General features: G+C 72.3%; 22 protein-coding genes. 6 read left to right on the top strand and 16 right to left on the bottom strand.

Features of this window, described 5'->3' with window-relative positions:
* Positions 1-20: 20 nt before the first annotated feature.
* Positions 21-302, bottom strand: coding sequence for a DUF6158 family protein (locus tag CRP56_RS34290; protein ID WP_097270661.1), 282 nt, complete (start codon positions 300-302; stop codon positions 21-23).
* Between the two features lie 81 nt (positions 303-383).
* Here CRP56_RS34290 and CRP56_RS34285 point away from each other — a divergent pair, with 81 nt between their 5' ends.
* Complete coding sequence (locus CRP56_RS34285) at positions 384-1490, top strand: baeRF2 domain-containing protein (RefSeq protein ID WP_097270659.1); 1107 nt, start codon at positions 384-386, stop codon at positions 1488-1490.
* 45 nt (positions 1491-1535) lie between these two features.
* On the opposite strand, the gene CRP56_RS34280 is transcribed toward CRP56_RS34285, so the two are convergent.
* Positions 1536-3155 (bottom strand): ABC-F family ATP-binding cassette domain-containing protein, encoded by a 1620-nt coding sequence (locus CRP56_RS34280; RefSeq protein ID WP_097270657.1) that lies wholly within the window; start codon positions 3153-3155, stop codon positions 1536-1538.
* Positions 3156-3262: 107 nt separating this feature from the next.
* On the bottom strand, positions 3263-3928 hold the full coding sequence (locus tag CRP56_RS34275) for a histidine phosphatase family protein (protein ID WP_097270655.1): 666 nt from the start codon (positions 3926-3928) through the stop codon (positions 3263-3265).
* A 67-nt stretch (positions 3929-3995) separates the two neighbouring features.
* Here CRP56_RS34275 and CRP56_RS34270 point away from each other — a divergent pair, with 67 nt between their 5' ends.
* From CRP56_RS34270 to CRP56_RS34260, 3 genes are all read left to right on the top strand, one after another.
* Positions 3996-5489 carry a bifunctional phosphatase PAP2/diacylglycerol kinase family protein gene (locus tag CRP56_RS34270; RefSeq protein ID WP_097270654.1) on the top strand — a complete coding sequence of 498 codons (1494 nt, stop codon included), beginning with the start codon at positions 3996-3998 and terminating at the stop codon, positions 5487-5489.
* A gap of 114 nt (positions 5490-5603) precedes the next feature.
* Positions 5604-6437, top strand: coding sequence for a class I SAM-dependent methyltransferase (locus tag CRP56_RS34265; RefSeq protein ID WP_097270652.1), 834 nt, complete (start codon positions 5604-5606; stop codon positions 6435-6437).
* 42 nt (positions 6438-6479) lie between these two features.
* On the top strand, positions 6480-6650 hold the full coding sequence (locus tag CRP56_RS34260; RefSeq protein ID WP_059195288.1) for a hypothetical protein: 171 nt from the start codon (positions 6480-6482) through the stop codon (positions 6648-6650).
* Positions 6651-6675: 25 nt separating this feature from the next.
* Here the strand turns inward: CRP56_RS34260 and CRP56_RS34255 are convergent, their stop codons facing one another.
* The 13 genes from CRP56_RS34255 to CRP56_RS34195 form a co-directional block, all read right to left on the bottom strand.
* The gene (locus CRP56_RS34255; protein ID WP_059195289.1) at positions 6676-6960 is read right to left on the bottom strand and encodes a gas vesicle protein K; all 285 of its coding nucleotides are present in this window, start codon (positions 6958-6960) and stop codon (positions 6676-6678) included.
* Entirely contained in the window at positions 6957-7145 is a 189-nt protein-coding gene (locus CRP56_RS34250; protein ID WP_030936857.1) for a gas vesicle protein, read from the bottom strand. Before CRP56_RS34250 ends, CRP56_RS34255 begins: the two co-directional genes overlap by 4 nt.
* A complete protein-coding gene (locus CRP56_RS34245) occupies positions 7142-7897 on the bottom strand; it encodes a GvpL/GvpF family gas vesicle protein (RefSeq protein WP_097270650.1) in 756 nt (251 codons plus the stop codon). The genes CRP56_RS34250 and CRP56_RS34245 overlap by 4 nt, the downstream gene beginning before the upstream one ends.
* Positions 7897-8229, bottom strand: coding sequence for a gas vesicle protein (locus CRP56_RS34240; protein ID WP_097270648.1), 333 nt, complete (start codon positions 8227-8229; stop codon positions 7897-7899). The genes CRP56_RS34245 and CRP56_RS34240 overlap by 1 nt, the downstream gene beginning before the upstream one ends.
* Positions 8226-9335 (bottom strand): SRPBCC family protein, encoded by a 1110-nt coding sequence (locus CRP56_RS34235; protein ID WP_097270646.1) that lies wholly within the window; start codon positions 9333-9335, stop codon positions 8226-8228. Before CRP56_RS34235 ends, CRP56_RS34240 begins: the two co-directional genes overlap by 4 nt.
* On the bottom strand, positions 9332-9967 hold the full coding sequence (locus CRP56_RS34230) for a DNA primase (RefSeq protein WP_097270644.1): 636 nt from the start codon (positions 9965-9967) through the stop codon (positions 9332-9334). Before CRP56_RS34230 ends, CRP56_RS34235 begins: the two co-directional genes overlap by 4 nt.
* Entirely contained in the window at positions 9964-10227 is a 264-nt protein-coding gene (locus CRP56_RS34225; RefSeq protein WP_097270642.1) for a gas vesicle protein GvpG, read from the bottom strand. The genes CRP56_RS34230 and CRP56_RS34225 overlap by 4 nt, the downstream gene beginning before the upstream one ends.
* A 9-nt stretch (positions 10228-10236) precedes the next feature.
* On the bottom strand, positions 10237-11007 hold the full coding sequence (locus CRP56_RS34220) for a GvpL/GvpF family gas vesicle protein (RefSeq protein ID WP_097270640.1): 771 nt from the start codon (positions 11005-11007) through the stop codon (positions 10237-10239).
* Complete coding sequence (locus CRP56_RS34215) at positions 11004-11435, bottom strand: gas vesicle structural protein GvpA (protein ID WP_097270638.1); 432 nt, start codon at positions 11433-11435, stop codon at positions 11004-11006. Before CRP56_RS34215 ends, CRP56_RS34220 begins: the two co-directional genes overlap by 4 nt.
* A gap of 61 nt (positions 11436-11496) precedes the next feature.
* Positions 11497-11850 carry a gas vesicle protein GvpO gene (locus CRP56_RS34210; protein WP_097274731.1) on the bottom strand — a complete coding sequence of 118 codons (354 nt, stop codon included), beginning with the start codon at positions 11848-11850 and terminating at the stop codon, positions 11497-11499.
* Positions 11851-11926: 76 nt separating this feature from the next.
* Positions 11927-12856 (bottom strand): non-homologous end-joining DNA ligase, encoded by a 930-nt coding sequence (ligD, locus tag CRP56_RS34205; RefSeq protein ID WP_097270636.1) that lies wholly within the window; start codon positions 12854-12856, stop codon positions 11927-11929.
* Complete coding sequence (locus CRP56_RS34200) at positions 12853-14700, bottom strand: transketolase (RefSeq protein WP_097270634.1); 1848 nt, start codon at positions 14698-14700, stop codon at positions 12853-12855. Before CRP56_RS34200 ends, ligD begins: the two co-directional genes overlap by 4 nt.
* On the bottom strand, positions 14697-16400 hold the full coding sequence (locus tag CRP56_RS34195) for an NAD(P)/FAD-dependent oxidoreductase (protein WP_097270632.1): 1704 nt from the start codon (positions 16398-16400) through the stop codon (positions 14697-14699). Before CRP56_RS34195 ends, CRP56_RS34200 begins: the two co-directional genes overlap by 4 nt.
* Positions 16401-16539: 139 nt before the next feature.
* Here CRP56_RS34195 and CRP56_RS34190 point away from each other — a divergent pair, with 139 nt between their 5' ends.
* Together CRP56_RS34190 and CRP56_RS34185 are read left to right on the top strand one after the other, a co-directional pair.
* The gene (locus tag CRP56_RS34190) at positions 16540-17499 is read left to right on the top strand and encodes an LLM class F420-dependent oxidoreductase (protein WP_097270630.1); all 960 of its coding nucleotides are present in this window, start codon (positions 16540-16542) and stop codon (positions 17497-17499) included.
* Positions 17500-17501: 2 nt separating this feature from the next.
* Positions 17502-18593: an enolase C-terminal domain-like protein gene (locus CRP56_RS34185; RefSeq protein ID WP_097270628.1), complete on the top strand. Its 1092-nt coding sequence runs from the start codon at positions 17502-17504 to the stop codon at positions 18591-18593.
* The last annotated feature ends 3 nt before the right edge of the window (positions 18594-18596 follow it).

The following is an 18596-nucleotide window of genomic DNA, read 5'->3' as shown; positions in this document are numbered from 1 at the left end:
ATAGGCCCTGCCCAGCGGCGTCAGCCCCTGCCCAGCTGATCATTTTCGCCGCGGCCCCGCTCCCGGGCACCCGCCCGGGTGCGGCCCGCGGCGATCAGGCGCTGCGGGTTGCGCCGCAGGTACTCGCCCTCCAGCTCGGCCATCCGGCCGTTGTGGGCGCGCAGCGCGTCGCCCGACCCGTACAGGAGGGTGTCGTGGCGCGTGCGGTGGATGGTCTCCAGCTCCTTCATGAGCTGCTGATCGTCCAGGCGGCTGGGGTCGACTCCGGTCATGGCGGTGTCCCACTCTTCGTGTTCGTTCATGGGGTTCGGGTACCCGCCCGTTGAAGCACCACCGAGAAGCACCACCGAGCACTGCCTCCGAGCGGAATCCGGGAGAGAACCATGGATCTCGCCTATCTGCACCCACTCTACGAACATCCGGGCCCCTGGGCCTCCGTATACGTCGACACCTCCCGGCACGCGGAGGACACCGCCCACGCGCTGCATCTGACGGCCGCCGCGATGGCCCGCGAGCTGGCCGGGCAGGGCGCGGACGACGCCACCTGCCGGGCCGTGGAGGGCGCGATCGAGGATCTGCGCCACTCCCCCGACCGGTACGGCAGGGCCCTCTTCGCCCGGGCGGGCGAGGTGGTCCTCGATCCCGTGCTGGCGCAGGCCCCGCCGGGCGACAGCACGGCCCACTGGGCGCCGCTGCCCCGTGCGACACCGCTGCTGGAGCCGGCCGGGGAGAACCCGGTGTGCGTCGTCGCCTACGTCAACCGCAAGGGCGCCGACTTCGAGCTGCGCAGCGCGGTGGAGCGGCGGCCGGCCGGCGCGGTGGTGGGCCGGCAGTGGCCGGTGCACCGCACGAGCAACGTGGACTGGTCCGAGCGGCACTTCCAGCTGAAGGTGGAGAACACCTGGGAGCACAACGCCGCGGAGATCGCCGACGCGCTCACCGTCTGCCAGGAGGAGACCGGCGCCGACCTGCTGATTCTCGTCGGGGAGCGGCGCGAGTGCCGAGCGGTGCACGATCGGCTGCCGCAGCGGATCAAGGACCTCGTGGCGGAGACCGAGCACGGCACCGGCAGCCGGCTCCTGGACGACGACGTCGAGCAGATCCGCACCGGTCATGTGCGGCGGCGCGCCGAGGCCGAGCTGGAGCGCTTCCTCAAAGCCCGCACCCCGGACGAGGCGGGCCGTGCCGGTGCCGTCGAGAGCCTGCCCGAGCTGGTGGAGGCGGCCCGTGAGCACCGGATCGCGGAGCTCCTGATCCGCCCGGAGGGTCCCGACCTGCACCGGGACGTGTGGATCGGCGAGGACCCCGACCAGCTGGCCACGCGCCGTACGGAGCTGAAGATCCTCGGTGAGCAGAACTCGTGGGCGGCCCGCGCGGACGACGCCCTGATGCGGGCGGCGGCCATGACGGACGCCACCGCGCTCGCGCTCCCCGAGCCGGGCGACGAGGTGCTCCCGGGCGGCATGGGCGCCCTGCTGCGCTGGAAGTGACCGCCCCGGGCGGACCATCGCGCCGCCCTACCGCGCCCTCGCGGGCTACCGCACCCGTTCCACCCGCCGCTCGTCCCACACCGGCTCCGGTGTCTCGCGGACGCGGCCGTCGCTGCCGAAGACCAGGTAGCGGTCGAAGGAGCGGGCGAACCAGCGGTCGTGGGTGACCGCGAGGACGGTGCCGTCGAAGGCCTCCAGGCCTTCCTGGAGGGCCTCGGCGGACTCCAGGTCCAGGTTGTCCGTGGGCTCGTCCAGCAGCAGCGCGGTGACGCCCTGCAACTCCAGCAGGAGGATCTGGAAGCGGGCCTGCTGGCCGCCGGAGAGGCGGTCGAAGCTCTGTTCGGCCTGGTTCGTCAGCTCGTAGCGGCGCAGTCGGGACATCGCGGCGCCCCGGTCCTGGGAGTGCTCGGTCCACAGGATGTCGAGCAGCTTGCGGCCCTGGAGTTCGGGGTGCGCGTGCGTCTGGGCGAAGTGCCCGGGCACGACCCGCGCGCCCAGCTTCCACTGCCCGGTGTGCGCGACCTCCTCCCCGGCCAGCAGCCGCAGGAAGTGCGACTTGCCGGAGCCGTTGGAGCCGAGGACGGCGACCCGCTCCCCGTAGAAGACCTCCAGGTCGAACGGCTTCATCAGGCCGGTGAGTTCGAGTCCCGCGCAGGTGACGGCCCGTACGCCGGTACGGCCGCCCTTGAGGCGCATCTTGATGTCCTGCTCGCGCGGCGGCTCGGGCGGCGGGCCGGCCTCCTCGAACTTGCGCAGCCGGGTCTGGGCCGCCTGGTAGCGGGAGGCCAGCTCGTGGCTGATGGAGGCCGCCTGACGGAGGTTCAGCACGAGCTTCTTCAGCTGGGCGTGCTTCTCGTCCCAGCGCCGCCTGAGCTCCTCGAAGCGGGCGAAGCGCTCCTGCCTCGCCTCGTGGTACGTGGCGAACCCGCCGCCGTGCACCCAGGCGTCGGCGCCCGCGGGCGAGGGCTCCACCGACACGATCTTCTCGGCGGCGCGGGCGAGGAGTTCGCGGTCGTGGGAGACGAAGAGGACCGTCTTGCGGGTCTCCTTCAGCCGCTCCTCCAGCCACCGCTTGCCGGGCACGTCGAGGTAGTTGTCCGGCTCGTCGAGCAGGAGCACCTGGTCGTTGCCGCGGAAGAGGGCCTCCAGCACGAGCCGTTTCTGCTCGCCGCCGGAGAGCGTGCGCACCTCGCGGAACTGCGCCTTCTCGTACGGCACCCCGAGCGCGGCCATGGTGCACATGTCCCACAGCGTCTCCGCCTCGTACCCGCGCACCTCCGCCCAGTCGGCGAGGGCCTGCGCGTACTTCAGCTGGGCGGCCTCGTCGTCGACGGTCATGATCAGGTGCTCGGCCCGGTCGACGGCCTGCGCGGCCTCCCGGATGCGCGGCGAGGCGACGGACACGAGCAGGTCGCGTACGGACGTCTCGTCGCGTACGGAGCCCACGAACTGCCGCATCACGCCGAGGCCGCCGCTGACGGTGACGGTGCCGCCGTGCGGCTTCAGCTCGCCGGAGATCAGGCGGAGCAGGGTGGTCTTGCCGGCGCCGTTGGGCCCGACGAGCGCCACGGCGGCCCCTTCGCCCACGCGGAAGGACACGTCGCCGAGCAACGCCCTCCCGTCAGGGAGGTAGTACTCGAGGTGCGCCGCTTCCAGATGTCCCATGAGACCGCATTCTGCGGGCCGGGGTGCGCGCCGGGCAAACCGTTATCCGACCGCGCCGACCGCCTCGCCGGGACCTCACCGACGACCTCGTCCGGCCTCGAAGACCGTTATTCGACCTCGTCGAGGGGCCTGCCCGCGGGCCCGGCCTCGGTCGCGGGCCCGGTGCTCGCCACGGCGGCGCCCTCCCAGGTCAGGGTCTTCCAGCCGTCGGACGGGGAGCCGTCCAGGATCACCACGCCGGTGTTGTCCAGGGGGCGGGCGGCGGCGAAGTCGATGTCGACGTTGTCGGCGCGGGCCGCGACCCACATCCGGATCGCCGCGCCGTGGCTGACCATGGCGACGGTCCCGGCGCCGCTGTCGGCGGCCTCGGCGATCACGGAGTCGTAGCGGGCGAGGGCCTCCACGCCGTTCTCGCCGCCCGGCATGCGCCGCTCGAGGTCCCCGGCCGACCAGGCGAAGACGGTCTCCATGTACGTCCGGCCCGCCTCGGAGTGGCCGTCCAGCATCTCCAGGTCCCCGGCGGAGATCTCCCGGATGCCGTCGCGGACGAGGACGTCGAGGCCGCGGGCGGCGGCCAGCGGGGCGGCGGTGAGCTGGGTGCGGACCAGGGTGGAGGCGTAGAGGGCCTCGATGTCCTCGTCGGCGAGGGCCTCGGGCAGCGCCGCCGCCTGCCGCTCGCCGAGCGGGGTCAGCGCCGCGCCGGGTATCGCGGTGTCGAGGAGGAAGTCGACATTGGACGGGGTCTGGCCATGCCGGACGAGGAGCAGGCGCATGCGGTGAGCCTCCGTTGTCGTGACCGCTCCGGGACAAGAAACGGCCACCTCAGGGTACCCGCAGCGCATGACCCCTGACGTGGACCTCACCGCCCCGAAGCCCGGCCGGCACGCCGTGCGTGACGCGCTGCTGGCCCTCGACTGCCGGCTCTTCGAGTTCGCCGCCGAGCGGAACTGGCCGCTGGCCGAGCCCGTCCTGCCGCGGCTGAGCCGCAGCGCGAACCACGGTGTGCTGTGGTTCGCCGCCGGCGCCGTGATGGCGGCCGGCCGCACCCCGCGCGCCCGCCGGGCCGCCGCCCGCGGCCTGGCCTCGCTGAGCCTGGCCTCACTGACGATCAACACCCTCGGCAAGCGGTCCGTACGCCGCCCCCGGCCGGTCCTCGACCCGGTGCCGCTGGTGCGGCAGCTGAAGCGGCAGCCCATCACCACGTCCTTCCCGTCCGGGCACGCCGCGTCGGCGGCCGCCTTCGCGACGGGCGTCGCCCTGGAGTCGCCGGCCTGGGGCGCGGCGGTGGGTCCTGTCGCCTGGTCGGTGGCGCTGTCCCGCGTCTACACCGGGGTGCACTTCCCGAGCGATGTGCTGGCGGGCGCCCTGCTGGGGGCGGGCGCCGCGTTCGCCGTACGGGGTCTGGTGCCGACCCGGGCGCAGCTCGGTACGCCGGCCCGGCCGCGCGCGGAGGTGCCGGCGCTGCCCGAGGGCGAGGGGCTGGTGATGGTGGCGAACAGCGCGGCCGGGACCGCCGAGCGGGTGCGCGCGCTGCAGGCCGCGCTGCCGCAGGCCGAGCTGGTCGAATGCCAACCCGCCGACATGCGGGCGGAGTTGGAGAAGGCGGCCACGCACGCGCGCGTGCTCGGCGTGTGCGGCGGGGACGGCAGTGTGAACGCGGCCGCCGAGGTCGCCCTGCGGCACGGGCTGCCGCTCGCGGTGCTGCCCGGCGGCACGCTCAACCACTTCGCCTACGACCTGGGCGTGGAAGGCGTCAACGATCTGGGCCGGGCCGTCCGCGGCGGCGAGGCCGTGCGGGTGGACGTGGGCCGCTTCCACAGCGCCGGGACCCGGGGCGTCTTCGTCAACACGTGCAGTCTGGGCGTCTATCCGGAGCTGGTGCGGGTGCGGGACCACTGGTCGAAGCGGATCGGCGGCTGGCCGGCCGGGATGCTCGCGGCCCTGCGCGTGCTGCGCGCCGACCGGCATCCGCTGGAGGCCGAGTTCGACGGCCGCACCCGCCCGCTGTGGCTGCTGTTCGTCGGCAACGGCACCTATCACCGGGTGGGCCTGGCCCCGGGCCGCCGCCTCGACCTCGCGGACGGCCGGCTGGACGTGCGGGTCGTGCACGGCGGCCGGCGCCCCGCGACCCGGCTGCTCGCCGCGGCCCTCGCCGGCCCGCTGACCCGCTCCCCCGCGCACGCGGCGGTCCAGGTGGGCCGGCTGCGCCTGGCGGGCGTGGCCCCGGGCACGCTCCTCGCCTACGACGGTGAAGTCACCGAGGTGGCAGGCGAGGTGACGCTGGAGAAGCTCCCCGAGGCACTCACGGTGTACCGCCCGCTGCCCGGCAGCTGATCACCCGTCAGTCCACATGCCAATACGCGGGTCTCATCATTCGACATGCGCGCGTACGGTGAAGACGTACCGATCGCCCGGTACCGGCACCGTGTCGAACAGGGGAGTTCAGCCATGTCGCAAGCCAGGTCGAAGCCGCGGGAGACCGCCGTCTACACGCACGGGCACCACGAGTCGGTGCTGCGCTCGCACACCTGGCGGACCGCCGCCAACTCCGCGGCGTACCTGCTCGGTTCGATCAAGCCCCACATGAGGATCCTGGACATCGGCTGCGGACCGGGGACCATCACCGCCGACCTGGCGGAGCTGGTCCCCGACGGCCGTGTCACCGGCGCCGACCACGCCTCCGGCGTCCTGGACCAGGCCCGCGCCACGGCCGCCGCACGCGGTCTGACCAACGTGGACTTCACGGTCGCCGACGTGCACGCCCTGGACTGGCCTGACGACACGTTCTGCGTGGTCCACGCCCACCAGGTGCTCCAGCACGTCGGGGACCCGGTGCAGGCGCTGCGCGAGATGAGGCGGGTCACCAGGCCGGGCGGCCTCATCGCCGTCCGCGACTCCGACTACGCGGCCATGACCTGGTACCCGGCGTCCCCGGGCATGGACGACTGGCTGGACCTGTACCGGCGGGTGGCCCGCGCCAACGGGGGCGAGCCGGACGCCGGGCGCCGGCTGAAGTCATGGGCGCTGCGGGCGGGGCTGACCGACATCACCGCGACCTCCGGCACCTGGACCTTCGCGACCACCGAGGAGCGGGCGTGGTGGAGCGGTCTGTGGGCCGACCGCACGGTGGCCTCGGCATACGCGGAGCGGGCCGTCGCGGGCGGGCACGCCACGGCCGGGCAACTGGCGGCGATCGCGGACGCCTGGCGGGAGTGGGGCGAGCGGGAGGACGCGTGGTTCAGCGTGCTGCACGGCGAAATCCTGTGCCGAAAGGATGTCTGAATCCCTGTTTCCGGGAAACCCGGAATTCAGGAGGTTCACATTATGGTTGCCATTCTTCTCGTGCTGCTTCTGGCATTGATTCTGTTCGGTGCCGGATTCGCGGTGAAGATTCTCTGGTGGATTGCACTCGCGGTACTGGTTCTCTGGCTGCTGGGATTCCTGATGCGGGGCACCACCGCAGCCGGAGGCCGGGGCCGCTGGTACAGGTGGTGAATTAGCCCCTGTTGACAGGGGTGAATCAGTCCCGGGGCAGCAACGGTCCCAGCGGCCCGAGGTCCAGATTCAGGTCCTCGGGCCGCAGTCCGTACCGCTCGCGCAGCTCGGTCATGCGCTCGTCCAGCAGCATCAGGGTCAGCCCGATGCGTTCCTCCTGCTCCTCGGTCAGCCCCCCGTCGTCGAAGCGGCGCAGCGCCTGGCGTTCCATGAGCTGGCGCAGCAACTCGACGACGGTCAGGACGAGTTTGACGAGGTCGCGTTCGACGGTGTCCGGTTCGAGGTCGAGCCGGTTGCGGGCACGGGTCACGTCAACTCTCCCCAGGGTGAGGGAACCTGTTCGTTCACGGAACTGATCAGGGCGTTCAGGTCGATGCGGACGAGGTCGACGTCCGCGATCCGCAGGGTGATGTCGCCCGTGATGACGACCCCGCCGGCCAGCAGCCGGTCGAGCAGGTCCACCAGGGCGATCTCTCGGCGTTCGACGACGGTCAAGGCTTCTCCCCCGCGAAGGAATAGGCGGCCCACGGGCCGGTGAGTTCCACTCGGAAATCGGCTGTCTCGTCCTTCGTCCGGTCGACGAGTTCCACGAATTCCTCGGACCGGGACCGCGGCACCAAATAGGCCGCATTCAGCACGTTACGGCCCGCCGCACCGGAGAGCGTGGAATTCTGCGGGGGATGCAGCCGGGAATCCTCGGCGACGGCGGAAAGCGTTTCGTGCAGCCGGGTCGCGAATTCCTCGGCGCGCTGCCACTGATCCTCGTGGGCGCGCACACTGGAGCGCCGCTGCCGCAGATAGTCACGGCCCGACGCGGGCTTCGCGGCCGGTGCGCCGCTGTCCGCGGGCCGCTCGTCGGCGTAGAGCTTCACCCCCCACTCCACCCGCCCTTCCAGCCGGTCGAGGGTGCGCAGGAAGTCGGCCTCCCTGGCCTGGAGCATCGTGCGGACGCCGCTGTCGTCGCGGAAGACGGTCGCGAGGCGCAGCGGCAGCGGGGTGGTGACGACGGTGAGGGCGTCGATCACGCCCTGGTGGGCACGGGCCGTCGCCGTCAGCCAGTCCAGGTCCTCCAGACGGGACCGGAGCGGCTCCTCGGCGAAGTCCCGCTCCGGCACATGGCTGACGACGGCGACGAGGCCGTGGTGGCTGAGCAGTCTGGGCGGATCACCGGCCACGCCGGTCAACTCGGCCTGCAACGGCGTGCCGAAGGGCCGGCAGACGGCGTACACATAGCGCAGCCCGGTCATCAGGCCTCCTTCTCCTGCCGGTCCCGCCCGGGCTCGAGCTGCGCGATCCGCTCGCGCAACTCGGCGTTCTCCCGGGCGAGCTCCTTGCGACGGGCACCGGAGGACAACGCGGGGTCGTCCTCCCACCAGTCGATGCCCATCTCCTTCGCCTTGTCGACGGACGCGACGATGAGCCGCAGCTTGATGGTGAGGAGTTCGATGTCGAGCAGGTTGATCCGGATGTCACCGGCGATGACTATGCCCTTGTCGAGCACCCTCTCCAGGATGTCGGCGAGGTTCGCGCCGCCGCCGTCCCGGCCGTAGGGGTCGGGCAGCCGGCCGGGGGTCGTCATCGACGGCTCCCGCCCTCGGCGTACTCGTACTCCTCCTCGTCGGCCCCTTCGTCCTCGTCCTCGTACTCGCCCTCGGGCTCCTCAGACTCCTCGGGCTCTTCCTCGTCCTCGTACTCCGCCTTCTCGTCCTCCTCCTCGGCGTAAGGGCCCTCCTCCTCAGCTTCCTCTTCCTCGCCCTCGTACGCCTCCTCGTCGCCCTGCTCGTCCTCCTGGCCGTTCTCCTGCTCGTCCTCCTCCTCGGCCACCGCGTCCTCATGGCTGCGGACGACCTCGCCGTCGCGGATCTCGCCGCGCCAGCCGTCCTCGGCCTCTCCCTTGAGGGTGACGTAGCGGACGTAGTTCTTGAGGTCGAGACGGGCCCGGCGGCCCTGGGCGCGCCAGATGTTGCCGGTCTTCTCGAACAGGCCCTTCGGGTAGTACTCGATCACCAGCAGCACCCGCGTCAGGCTGTCGCCGAGCCGGTGGAAGGAGACGACACCCTTCGTGGTGCCCTTGGCACCCTCCGACGTCCAGGCGATGCGGTCGTCGGGTATCTGCTCGGTGGTGTGCGCCTTCCAGCTGCGGTTGGACCAGAAGACCTTCAGCTGCCAGTCGGAGGTCGTGTCGTCGGCGCGGTTCGCGCTCTTGACGCCCTTGGCGAAGGTGCTGAAGTCCTGGAACTGCGTCCACTGGTCGTAGGCCGTGCGCAGGGGGACGCCGACATCGACGTACTCCATGATCACGGTCGGCTTCTTGCCCGCCCCGCCCTTGCCCTTGCCGCCCCCCAGGTTCTGCAACGCGCCCATGACGTTCTCCTTGGCGCGGGAGGCGCCCACCTCCAGGGCGGAGCGCACCGGTCCCTTGCCCTCGGCGATCTTGCGGCCGCCGTCGAGGGCGAGCTTGGCGAAGCCGGGGCTCCTGCCCTCGGCGATGTCGTTCAGTTTCAGCGTGGTCTCGCCCAGCTTGCGGCCCGCGCCGATCAGCAGACGCTGGGCCTGGGCGGCGAAGTACTCCTGCGCCTCGGCCTTGAGCCGGTCGGCGGCCTCGCTGTGGGCGACCCCGCTGAGCGGGTTCGCCTTCGCGGCGCCGCCGGCGGCGGAGGTCGCGGATCCGACGGTGTCGGTCATCGGTCACCGCCTCCCTTCGACACACGTGAGCGGGCGCCGCGGGCCGAGGCCGTCTTCTTGGCCGCGGTCTTCTTCGCGCCGGCCGTCGCCTTCTTGGCGGGGGCCTTCGCCGCGCTCTTCTTGGCGGGTGCCTTCTTGGCGGCCGTCTTCCTGGCCGCCGCCCTCTTCCGGGGCGGCTCGGACTCCTCCCGCTCGGCCTCGGCCTCGTCGCCGCCCTCGTCGTACGCCTCGTCCTCGTCGTACTCGTCGGTCTCCCGGTCGCTGTCGTCGTCGGCCTCGTCCTTGCCGAGCCCGAGGTCAGAGCCGTCCGGCAGCGCGCCCGAGAGCTGGTCGCGCATCTCGGCGGTACGGCCGTGCAGACGGTCGGCGAGGGCGTCGAGCTGCCGCTCGACCATCGCGCCGGAGGCGGCCTTCCCGACCCCGCGCAGATCCTCGCGGAGCTGGTCTCCGATCTCCTTGAACTGCGGGTTGTCCCGCAGCTGTCCGGAGACCAGGTCCGCGAGTGCCCGCGGGCTCAGCTGCATCCGCTTGCCGGCCACCAGGGTCCCGACGGCGAAGGCCAGTTTCATCTTCTTGGTACGCCCGAGGACGTATCCGGCCCCTACCGCGAGGCCCAGTCCCACTCGGTTCATCCGCTCGTCCAGTCGTTGGTTGCCGCGCCCGCGCGCGAGCCGGTCTCCAGCCGGTCGAGGAGTTCGTCCTCCAGCCGGTCGAACTCCTCCTCGTCGATCTCGCCCGCCTCCAACCGCTCTTCCAGCCGAGCCAGTTCGGCCCGGATCGTGGCCGGGTCGTAGTAGATGCGCTCTGCCTCGCTCAGCACCTGTCTGATGACCCAGGCGCTCCCGCGCACGGGTGCGAACGGCAGCAGCAGCACCTCGCCGATGAGTCCCACGTCCTCACCTCACTCCCCGGAGCTCTCGGCGCCGGCCGTGCTGCCCGCGGGCTCGGCGGAGCCGGGCTCGACGAAGCTGTACGGCGGCAGCGGGCCGTTGACCCGCAGTTCGAGGTGGGGATGGCTCTTGCGGACCTGCTCGACCGAGGCGAGGAACGTCTCGGCGTCGTCGCGGCCCACCAGGAACGACACGTTGGCGAGCCAGCCACTGGACTCCGGCCCGTTGCTCACCGCGGCGGCGGTCGTCTCCAGGGCCTGCTGCACCTCGGCCGCGTCCTCGACCTCGCGCGCCTTGACGGCGGCGACCACCATCTCGCCGAGCCGCAGCTTCTCCTCGTAACTGCCCCCGCCCGCCTGCCGGTTGGCCTCGGTCAGGGATCGCAGCTCGGGGTTCTCGGCCATCACGCGATGGAGGACGGCCTCCTCGTCGTGGGTGGCCTTGACGTTGTACTCGACCTTGCCGTCCAGCGCCCGCAGGCGTTCCTTGTAGTGCTCGGCGCGCTCGGCGAGCACCGCGGTGACGGTCTCGTCGTCGGGCGCCACGCTGCCGAACCGCATGGGCAGCACGCAGCCGTCCGCGCCGGCCTGGGCCAGCACGTTCTGGTGGGCGAGCAGGTCCTTGCGCTTGGGCCGCAGCCCCTCGGGCGCGTCGCTGACGACGGCCGCCAGACCGCTCTCCTCGAGGACGCGCACAGGCAGCTGCGGGTCGCCGACGCCCACCGTGTCCTCGGGCAGCGAGGCACGGGAGCCATCGATGATGCCGTACACGTACGTGCTCACTCCTGCTCCTCCTTCCTGCGGGCCGCCGTCGACTTACGGGCGCGGGGCCGCTGCTGCTGTTCGGGCTCGCCCTCCCCGCGCGCCTGCTTGAAGGCGTCCGAGATGGTCTCGGCGGCGCCGGACAGCGCGCCCTTGGACTTGCCGCGAGCGCCGGACTCGGTGATCTCGCCGACGAGGTCGGGCAGGCCCGGGTCCTTGCGCGGCCCTGCTTCCAGGTCGAGGCGGTTGCACGCCTCGGCGAAGCGCAGATATGTGTCCACGCTGGCCACGACGACCCGGACGTCGATCTTGAGGATTTCGATACCGACCAGGGAGACCCGCACGAACGCGTCGATGACGAGACCCCTGTCGAGGACTAGCTCCAGAACGTCGTAGAGGCCACTGCTGCCGCCTCCGCCGCCGGTCTGCTGTGCCGGGACAACGGTCATGCCGACCGCGCCTCCTTCTCTGCTGTGGCTGAAGTGTCGGGTGGGACGTCCGTGCGGCGGTCTACCGGCCGCCGGACCTGTGTGCGTCGGCACGTCCGCGTTCGTAGCGGCGGACGCGCCGGTAGCCGGTGAGCTGCCCGTCGAGGTCGAGGTCGACCTGGTAGCTCGCCATCAGGCTCATGGTGTCGGGCACGCGGGCGAGTTCGAGGACCTCGACCTGCAGGGACCAGCCGTGCTCCGTCTGCTCGAAGGACGACACCGACTCTGCGGCCATGCCGGTCAGCTCCTCGAGCTGGGTGCGCGCATCGCGCAGCAGCTGCATGGGGCTCGGCCGGTCTTCCGCCGTGTCGCTTTCCGCCCGCTTGGGGGATTTCTGTGAATCCTGGGTTTCTGATGTGTTTTTTGTGTTCGTCATGGCCACCTCTTGCTCCGGGTGGCCGCATGTTCGCCGATCAAACCTTCACGGGGCGTGAACGTGGGGCCAGGGCCTGTCAGCCCCGCATGGCGTTCAGCCGGCGCCGGGCCGGGCCGAGGGCGCGGCTCTGGCTCATCACCCCGGCCCAGGGGTTGGTGCGGGCCTGGTCGACGGCGTCGGCGATGGTCCAGCGGCGGGCGTCGAGGCCGGGGTCGTCCAGCTGGGACCAGGACAGCGGGGTGGCCACGGGGGCGCCGGGCCGGGCCCGGACGGTGTAGGGCGCGACCGCGGTCTGGGCGTAGGCGTTGCGCTGGACGTCCAGGTAGAGGCGGTCGCCGCGGTCCTTCTTGCGGGCGGCGGTGGTGAACCGGTCGGGATGCCCGGCCACGAGGAGATCGGCGACGTCCTTGGCGAAGTCGCGCACCTCGTCGAAGTCGTCGTGGCCGTTGACCGGCACCACGACGTGCAGCCCGCGGGAGCCGGTCGTCATCAGCGCCGACGGCAGTTTCAGCTCGTCGAGCAGCTCCCCCAGCAGCAGGGCCGCCGTGCGCACCAGGGCGAAGTCCTCGCCCTCGCCGGCCGGGTCGAGGTCGAAGACCATCCGGTCGGGGCGCTCCAGCCGTCCGACCCGGGACAGCCAGCGGTGCAGGGTGAGACTGGCCTGGTCGGCGAGGTACACGAGGGTGGCGGAGTCGTTGCACACGGTGTGGCAGACCGTGCCGCCCTCCTTGGCCACCTCGACGCGGGTGATCCAGTCCGGGTAGTTGTCCGGGGTGTTCTTCTGCATGAACCGGGGGCCGTCGAGCCCGTCCGGATGCCGTTCCAGCATCAGCGGACGGCCGCGCAGGTGCGGCAGCATGAAGGGGGCGACGGCCCGGTAGTACTCGACGAGATCGCCTTTGGTGTACTCCTTCGTCTCCCCGCTCCCCGGGAAGAGCACCTTGCCGGGCCGGTGCACCTCGACCGCGCGACGACCGGCCCGCACCTTCCGGACGTCGTCCGTCATCGCACGATCGCCTCTTCGACCAGCAGCTTCACGGCCGCCGCGATGCCCTCGGCGTCGATGCCGGCGGCGTGCAGCTGCTCCTCGGGGGACGCGGAACCGGGCATCGTACGCACCCCCAGCCGCACCAGGCGCGGTACGGGCCGCCCGTCGGTGAACGCGTCGAGCACGGCGTCGCCGAGGCCGCCCTCCTCGTGGTGGTCCTCGACGGTCACCAGACAGCCGGTCTCCTCGGCGGCCCGGCGCAGGGTGAGCCGGTCGACGGGCTTGACGGAGTACAGGTCGACGACCCGGACGACGACGCCGTCGCGCGCGAGGGCGTCGGCGGCGGCCAGCGCCTCGTGCACGGTGACGCCCGCGGCGACGACGGTCAGCCGGTCGCTCTCGGAGGAGCGCAGCACCTTGCTGCCGCCGATGGGGAACTCCTCGTCGGGGCCGTAGATCACCGGGCTCTTGCCGCGCGAGGTGCGCAGATAGCGGACGCCGTCGAGGCCGGCCATGGCCGCGACGAGCCGCGCGGTCTGCTGGGCGTCGCACGGGTACAGCACGGTCGAGCCGTGCACGGCCCGCATCATCGCCAGATCCTCCAGACCCATCTGCGAGGGCCCGTCCTGCCCGATGGCGACCCCCGCGTGCGAGCCGACGAGATTGATGCCGGCGCCGCTGATGGACGCCATGCGGACGAAGTCGTAGGCCCGGGTCAGGAAGGCGGCGAAGGTGGCCGCGTACGGCACGAAGCCGCGCGCGGCGAGCCCCACCGCGGCGGCGACCAGCTGCTGCTCGGCGATGTAGCACTCGAAGTAGCGGTCCGGGTGCTCCTTGGCGAACAGCTCGGCGCGGGTGGAGTCGCCGACCTCGCCGTCGAGGGCGACGACGTCGCCGCGGGCGGTGCCGAGCGCGGTGAGGGCGTGTCCGTAGGCGTCGCGCGTGGCGATGTCCTCGCCCAGGTCCCAGGTGGGCAGGTCGAGGTGCCCGGCGCGTACGGCGTGCAGCATGCGGGCGGCGGGCGGCTCGTGCACCTCGATGCGCAGGTCGCGGGGGCCGCCGAGCTCGGCGATCGCCTCGTCGGCGTCGGGCAGCGGCTTGCCGTGCAGGCCCTCGCGGTCCTGGACGGCCTCGACGCCCTTGCCCTTGAGGGTGCGGGCGAGGATCGCGGTGGGCTGTCCGGTGGTGGACAGGGCCTCGCCGTAGGCCCGGTCGACGGCGTCCACGTCATGGCCGTCCACCTCGACGGTGTGCCAGCCGAAGGCCTGGAAGCGGCGGGCGTAGGCGCCCAGGTCGTGGCCGTGCCGGGTGGGGCCGCGCTGGCCGAGCCGGTTGACGTCGACGATCACGGTGAGGTTGTCGAGATGCTCATGGCCCGCGTGTTCGGCGGCCTCCCACACCGAGCCCTCGGCGAGCTCGCTGTCGCCGCACAGCACCCACACCCGGTACCCGGAGCGCTCCAGCCGCTTGCCGGCCAGCGCGATCCCGACCCCGACCGGCAGCCCCTGTCCGAGCGACCCCGTGGCGGTCTCGACCCACGGCAGCCGCCGGGGCGTGGGATGCCCTTCGAGCCGGCTGCCCTGTTCCCGGAAGGTGAGCAACTCCTCGTCGTCGATGGCGCCGACGGCCTTGTAGGCGGCGTACAGCAGCGGGGAGGCGTGTCCCTTGGAGAGGATGAAGCGGTCGTTGCCGGGGTGGGCGGGGCGGTCGAAGTCGTAGCGGAAGTGATGGGCGAAGAGTACGGCCATCAGGTCGGCGGCGGACATCGACGAGGTCGGGTGCCCCGACCCCGCGGCATCGGCCGCGCGCACACTGTCGACACGCAACTGCTGGCCCAGGTCGGCGAGTTCGGCGGACTTCATGAGTCTCCTTCCGCGGAGTTCTCAGGGGTGCCGGGCCGCTTGACCGGCCCCGGGGGTTCGGCGGGTTCACCGCCGGGTTGGTTCTTGGCGGGTTCACCGCCGGGCTGGTTCCTCGCGGGTTCACCGCCGGGCTGGTTCCTGGCGGGTTCACCGCCGGGCTGGTTCCTCGCGGGCTCAGGGCCCGGCTGGTTCCTCGCGGGTTCGCCGCCCGGCTGGTTCTTCGCGGGCTCAGGGCCCGGCCGGCTCTTCGCGGGTTCGCCGCGCGGCCGGCTCTTCGCCGGCTCGGCGGGCTCGTCCGGCGTTGCGGCGTCTGCCGTGTCCGCCGCCGAGTCGCCGGTGTCGGCCGTGTCGGCCTCAACGGCCGCCCCCGGCCCCGAACTCACCCGCCGTTCCGGCGCCCCCGCCACCCGTGCCAGTTCCGGCGACGCCGTGTCCAGCGGTACCGACCAGGACCGTACGAGGCCCAACTGGACGGCCTGGCGCGGGAGTACGGCGTCCAGCAGCCAGTCGGCGGCCACCCGGACGCGGTTGCCGGGCATCGCGGCGAGGTGGTAGCCGCGGGCGACCGGCCCCGCCAGCGGCCCGGGCAGCGGCACGCCCAGCGGGTTCGCCGCGGCCTTCGTGCCGCCCAGGTCGACGACGAAGCCCAGGTCCCGGTGGTGGTAGGGGCGCCGCTCACCGATACCGAGCGAGGCGGCGACGTTGCGGGCCGCGACCTGTCCGTGCCGCCAGGCGTGCTGGGCGGTCATCGGCGTGAAGGAGCCGGGCTTGTCCAGGTCAGGCACGGCGGCCGCGTCCCCGCACGCGAACACCTCGGGCCTGCCGGGCACTTGGAGGTACGGGTCGACGATCAGCCGTCCCCGCTCCAGGGGTTGGCCGACGCTCTCGACGAGCGGATCGGGCCGTACGCCGACGCACCACACCAGCGTGCGGCTGGGGACGAACTCCCCGTCGGTCAGCAGGACTCCGTCGTGCGTGGCCTCCTTCACGGAGGTGCCCATGCGCACGTCGACGCCCCGCTCCCGCAGCACCCGGTCGGCGGTGCGGGAGAGCCGTTCGTCCAGCTCGGGCAGGACGCGCGGCGCGACGTCCAGCAGCATCCAGCGCGGCCGGACGCCTTCGCGCAGCGGCTGCCTGCGGACCTGGGCGTCGGTGTACAGCTGCCCGTGCGCGGCGACCTCGGTGCCGGTGTACCCGGCGCCGACCACCACGAAGGTGCAGCGGGCGGAGCAGCTCTTGGGATCGTCGGCCGCGGCGGCGAGCTCCATCTGCCGGGTGACGTGGTCGCGCAGGTACAGCGCCTCGGGCAGCCCGCGGAAACCGTGCGCGTGCTCGGCGACGCCCGGGATCGGCAGCAGTTTGTTGACGCTGCCGACGGAGATCACCAGCCGGTCGTAGGGCAGGGTGCCGGTCTCGCCCTCGGGGTCGGTGTAGTGCACGGTGCGCCCGTCGAGGTCGATGCCGTCGGCCTCGCCGAGCGCCAGCCGCACCCCGGGCAGGGTGCCCGACAGGGAGACGGTGACCCGGCGTGGTTCCAGGATCCCCGCGGCGACCTGGGGCAGCAGGGGCAGGTACAGGAAGTAGTCGGTCGGGTTGAGCAGGGTGATGTCGGCCTGGTGCCGGGTGAGCCTGGACAGGGTGCGGGCGGTCCGGTACCCGGCGAAACCGGCGCCGACGATCACGATGCGGGGTCGACTCACGGTGCGCCTCCGGGGCTGTCGCGTACCTCGGGAGCCTTCCGCGTCCCCCTGGTCAGGGTGGCCAAACGTGCGCCGGTTTCCGTGGGCGCCGCCGGGTACCCGGAGCGTGCCCTCGTACCCCTGTCGTTGGAGGTCCCCCATGCCCGAGTACGGCTATTTCCTGTCCTGCGAGGAGTTCGCTCCCGCGGAGCTGATCGAGCAGGCACGCATGGCCGAGCAGGCCGGGTTCCGCGCCCTGTGGATCTCCGACCACTACCACCCGTGGAACGACGCGCAGGGCCAGAGCCCGTTCGTCTGGTCGGTGCTCGGCGCGCTCTCGGAGGCGGTGTCCCTGCCGGTGGAGACGGCGGTGACCTGCCCGACCGTCCGCACGCATCCCGCGGTGATCGCCCAGGCCGCGGCGACCACGGCGGTGATGACCGAGGGCCGCTTCCGGCTCGGCGTGGGCAGCGGTGAGGCGCTCAACGAGCACATCCTGGGCCATGTGTGGCCGCCCACGAGCGTACGCCTGGAGATGCTGGAGGAGTCGATCCAGATCATGCGCCGGCTGTTCACCGGCGAGGAGGTCAGCCACCACGGCACCCACTACACGGTGGAGAACGCCCGCCTCTACACCGTCCCCGACGAGCCCGTACCCATCGACATCTCGGGTTTCGGCCCTGCGGCCACCGCGCTCGCGGCCCGCGTGGGCGACGGCTACATCACGATGATGCCGGAGGCGTCGATGGTGGAGCAGTTCCGCAAGGGCGGCGGGGGCGCGAAGCTCGTGAGCGGCGGGACGAAGGTCTGCTACGGCACGGACCGCGACGAGGCGGTACGCACCGTGCACCGGCTGTGGGGCAACCAGTTCCTGCCCGGCGAGCTGGCCCAGGTGCTGCCTTCGCCGAGCCACTTCGAGCAGGCGCAGACCCTGGTCACCGAGGACATGGTGCGCGACAAGGCGGTCTGCGGCGACGACGTCGACGAGCATGTGGCGGCCCTGGCCGCCTTCGCCGACGCGGGCTTCGACCGGATCTACGTCAACCAGATCGGCCCCGACCAGCGCGGCTTCTTCGACTTCTACCGTACGAAGGTGCTGCCGCAGCTCGCGCAGGACTGACCATGAGGCTGCACCGTCCGGCGGTGTCGGTCTACACGGTGCCGACCGACGCGCCCGAGGCCGACGGCACCCTGGCCTGGGAGACCACGACGATCGTGATCACCGAGGTGACGGCGGGCGACGCGACCGGCACGGGCTGGACGTACGGCCCGCAGGCGGTCGGCGACTTCCTGCGCGAGCACCTCGCCCCGCTCGTCGAGGGCCGCAGCGCGCTGGACATCCCCGCGACGCACGAGGCGATGTGCAGATCGGTCCGCAACGCGGGCCGCCCGGGCATCGCCGCCTGCGCGATCTCGGCGCTGGACATCGCCCTGTGGGACCTCAAGGCCCGCCTCCTCGAACTCCCCCTCGCCCACCTCCTGGGCACCGTCCGCGAACGGGTCCCGGTCTACGGCAGCGGCGGCTTCACGACGTACGACGACAGGCACATGGCTGCCCAGTTGGGCGGCTGGGTGCACGGGCAGCAGATCCCGCGCGTGAAGATCAAGATCGGCGAGGGCTGGGGCCGGTCGGTCCGGCGCGACCTCGCCCGCGTCCGCTCGGCCCGCCAAGTGATCGGCGACCAGGCCGAGTTGTACGTCGACGCGAACGGCGCGTACACCCGCAAGCAGGCGGTCCGGGTGGGCGGGGCGCTCGACGAGCTGGGCGTGACCTGGTTCGAGGAGCCGGTGTCGTCGGACGACCTGACGGGGCTGCGGCTGGTCCGCGACGCGCTGGTGTGCGACGTGACGGCGGGCGAGTACGGCTACGACCTGCCCTACTTCGCCCGCATGATCGCCGCCGGCGCGGTCGACTGCCTCCAGATCGACGCGACGCGCTGCGGCGGGCTGACGGAGTTCCTGCGCGCGGCCGCGCTGGCCCAGGCCCACGGCCTGGACGTCTCCACCCACTGCGCCCCGCACGCCCACGCGGCTGCGGCCGCCTCGCTCCCCAACCTCCGCCACATGGAGTGGTTCCACGACCACGTCCGCATCGAGGACATGCTCTTCGACGGCGCCCTGGACCCGAAGGGCGGCACGATCCACCCCACGACGGGCATCGGCCACGGCCTGACCCTACGGGCCGAGGAGGCCTTGGAGTTCAGGGTGGTGTGAAGG

Source organism: Streptomyces sp. TLI_55, assembly GCF_900206255.1.
Classification (GTDB): Bacteria; Actinomycetota; Actinomycetes; order Streptomycetales; family Streptomycetaceae; genus Streptomyces; species Streptomyces aquilus.
The sequence above is the reverse complement of the archived record's forward strand: the minus strand, read 5'-3'. Positions and strand labels throughout refer to the sequence as shown.

What these genes read in the sequence shown, in the direction of transcription:
- CRP56_RS34275 (WP_097270655.1), bottom strand. Translation starts at nt 3,928, where the DNA reads ATGCGCCTGCTCCTCGTCCGGCATGGCCAGACCCCGTCCAATGTCGAC.
- CRP56_RS34240 (WP_097270648.1), bottom strand. Translation starts at nt 8,229, where the DNA reads ATGACGACCCCCGGCCGGCTGCCCGACCCCTACGGCCGGGACGGCGGC.
- CRP56_RS34210 (WP_097274731.1), bottom strand. Translation starts at nt 11,850, where the DNA reads ATGACGAACACAAAAAACACATCAGAAACCCAGGATTCACAGAAATCC.
- CRP56_RS34285 (WP_097270659.1), top strand. Translation starts at nt 384, where the DNA reads ATGGATCTCGCCTATCTGCACCCACTCTACGAACATCCGGGCCCCTGG.
- CRP56_RS34260 (WP_059195288.1), top strand. Translation starts at nt 6,480, where the DNA reads ATGGTTGCCATTCTTCTCGTGCTGCTTCTGGCATTGATTCTGTTCGGT.
- ligD (WP_097270636.1), bottom strand. Translation starts at nt 12,856, where the DNA reads ATGACGGACGACGTCCGGAAGGTGCGGGCCGGTCGTCGCGCGGTCGAG.
- CRP56_RS34230 (WP_097270644.1), bottom strand. Translation starts at nt 9,967, where the DNA reads ATGAACCGAGTGGGACTGGGCCTCGCGGTAGGGGCCGGATACGTCCTC.
- CRP56_RS34185 (WP_097270628.1), top strand. Translation starts at nt 17,502, where the DNA reads ATGAGGCTGCACCGTCCGGCGGTGTCGGTCTACACGGTGCCGACCGAC.
- CRP56_RS34200 (WP_097270634.1), bottom strand. Translation starts at nt 14,700, where the DNA reads ATGAAGTCCGCCGAACTCGCCGACCTGGGCCAGCAGTTGCGTGTCGAC.
- CRP56_RS34270 (WP_097270654.1), top strand. Translation starts at nt 3,996, where the DNA reads ATGACCCCTGACGTGGACCTCACCGCCCCGAAGCCCGGCCGGCACGCC.
- CRP56_RS34280 (WP_097270657.1), bottom strand. Translation starts at nt 3,155, where the DNA reads ATGGGACATCTGGAAGCGGCGCACCTCGAGTACTACCTCCCTGACGGG.
- CRP56_RS34190 (WP_097270630.1), top strand. Translation starts at nt 16,540, where the DNA reads ATGCCCGAGTACGGCTATTTCCTGTCCTGCGAGGAGTTCGCTCCCGCG.
- CRP56_RS34235 (WP_097270646.1), bottom strand. Translation starts at nt 9,335, where the DNA reads ATGACCGACACCGTCGGATCCGCGACCTCCGCCGCCGGCGGCGCCGCG.
- CRP56_RS34290 (WP_097270661.1), bottom strand. Translation starts at nt 302, where the DNA reads ATGAACGAACACGAAGAGTGGGACACCGCCATGACCGGAGTCGACCCC.
- CRP56_RS34265 (WP_097270652.1), top strand. Translation starts at nt 5,604, where the DNA reads ATGTCGCAAGCCAGGTCGAAGCCGCGGGAGACCGCCGTCTACACGCAC.
- CRP56_RS34215 (WP_097270638.1), bottom strand. Translation starts at nt 11,435, where the DNA reads ATGACCGTTGTCCCGGCACAGCAGACCGGCGGCGGAGGCGGCAGCAGT.
- CRP56_RS34245 (WP_097270650.1), bottom strand. Translation starts at nt 7,897, where the DNA reads ATGACCGGGCTGCGCTATGTGTACGCCGTCTGCCGGCCCTTCGGCACG.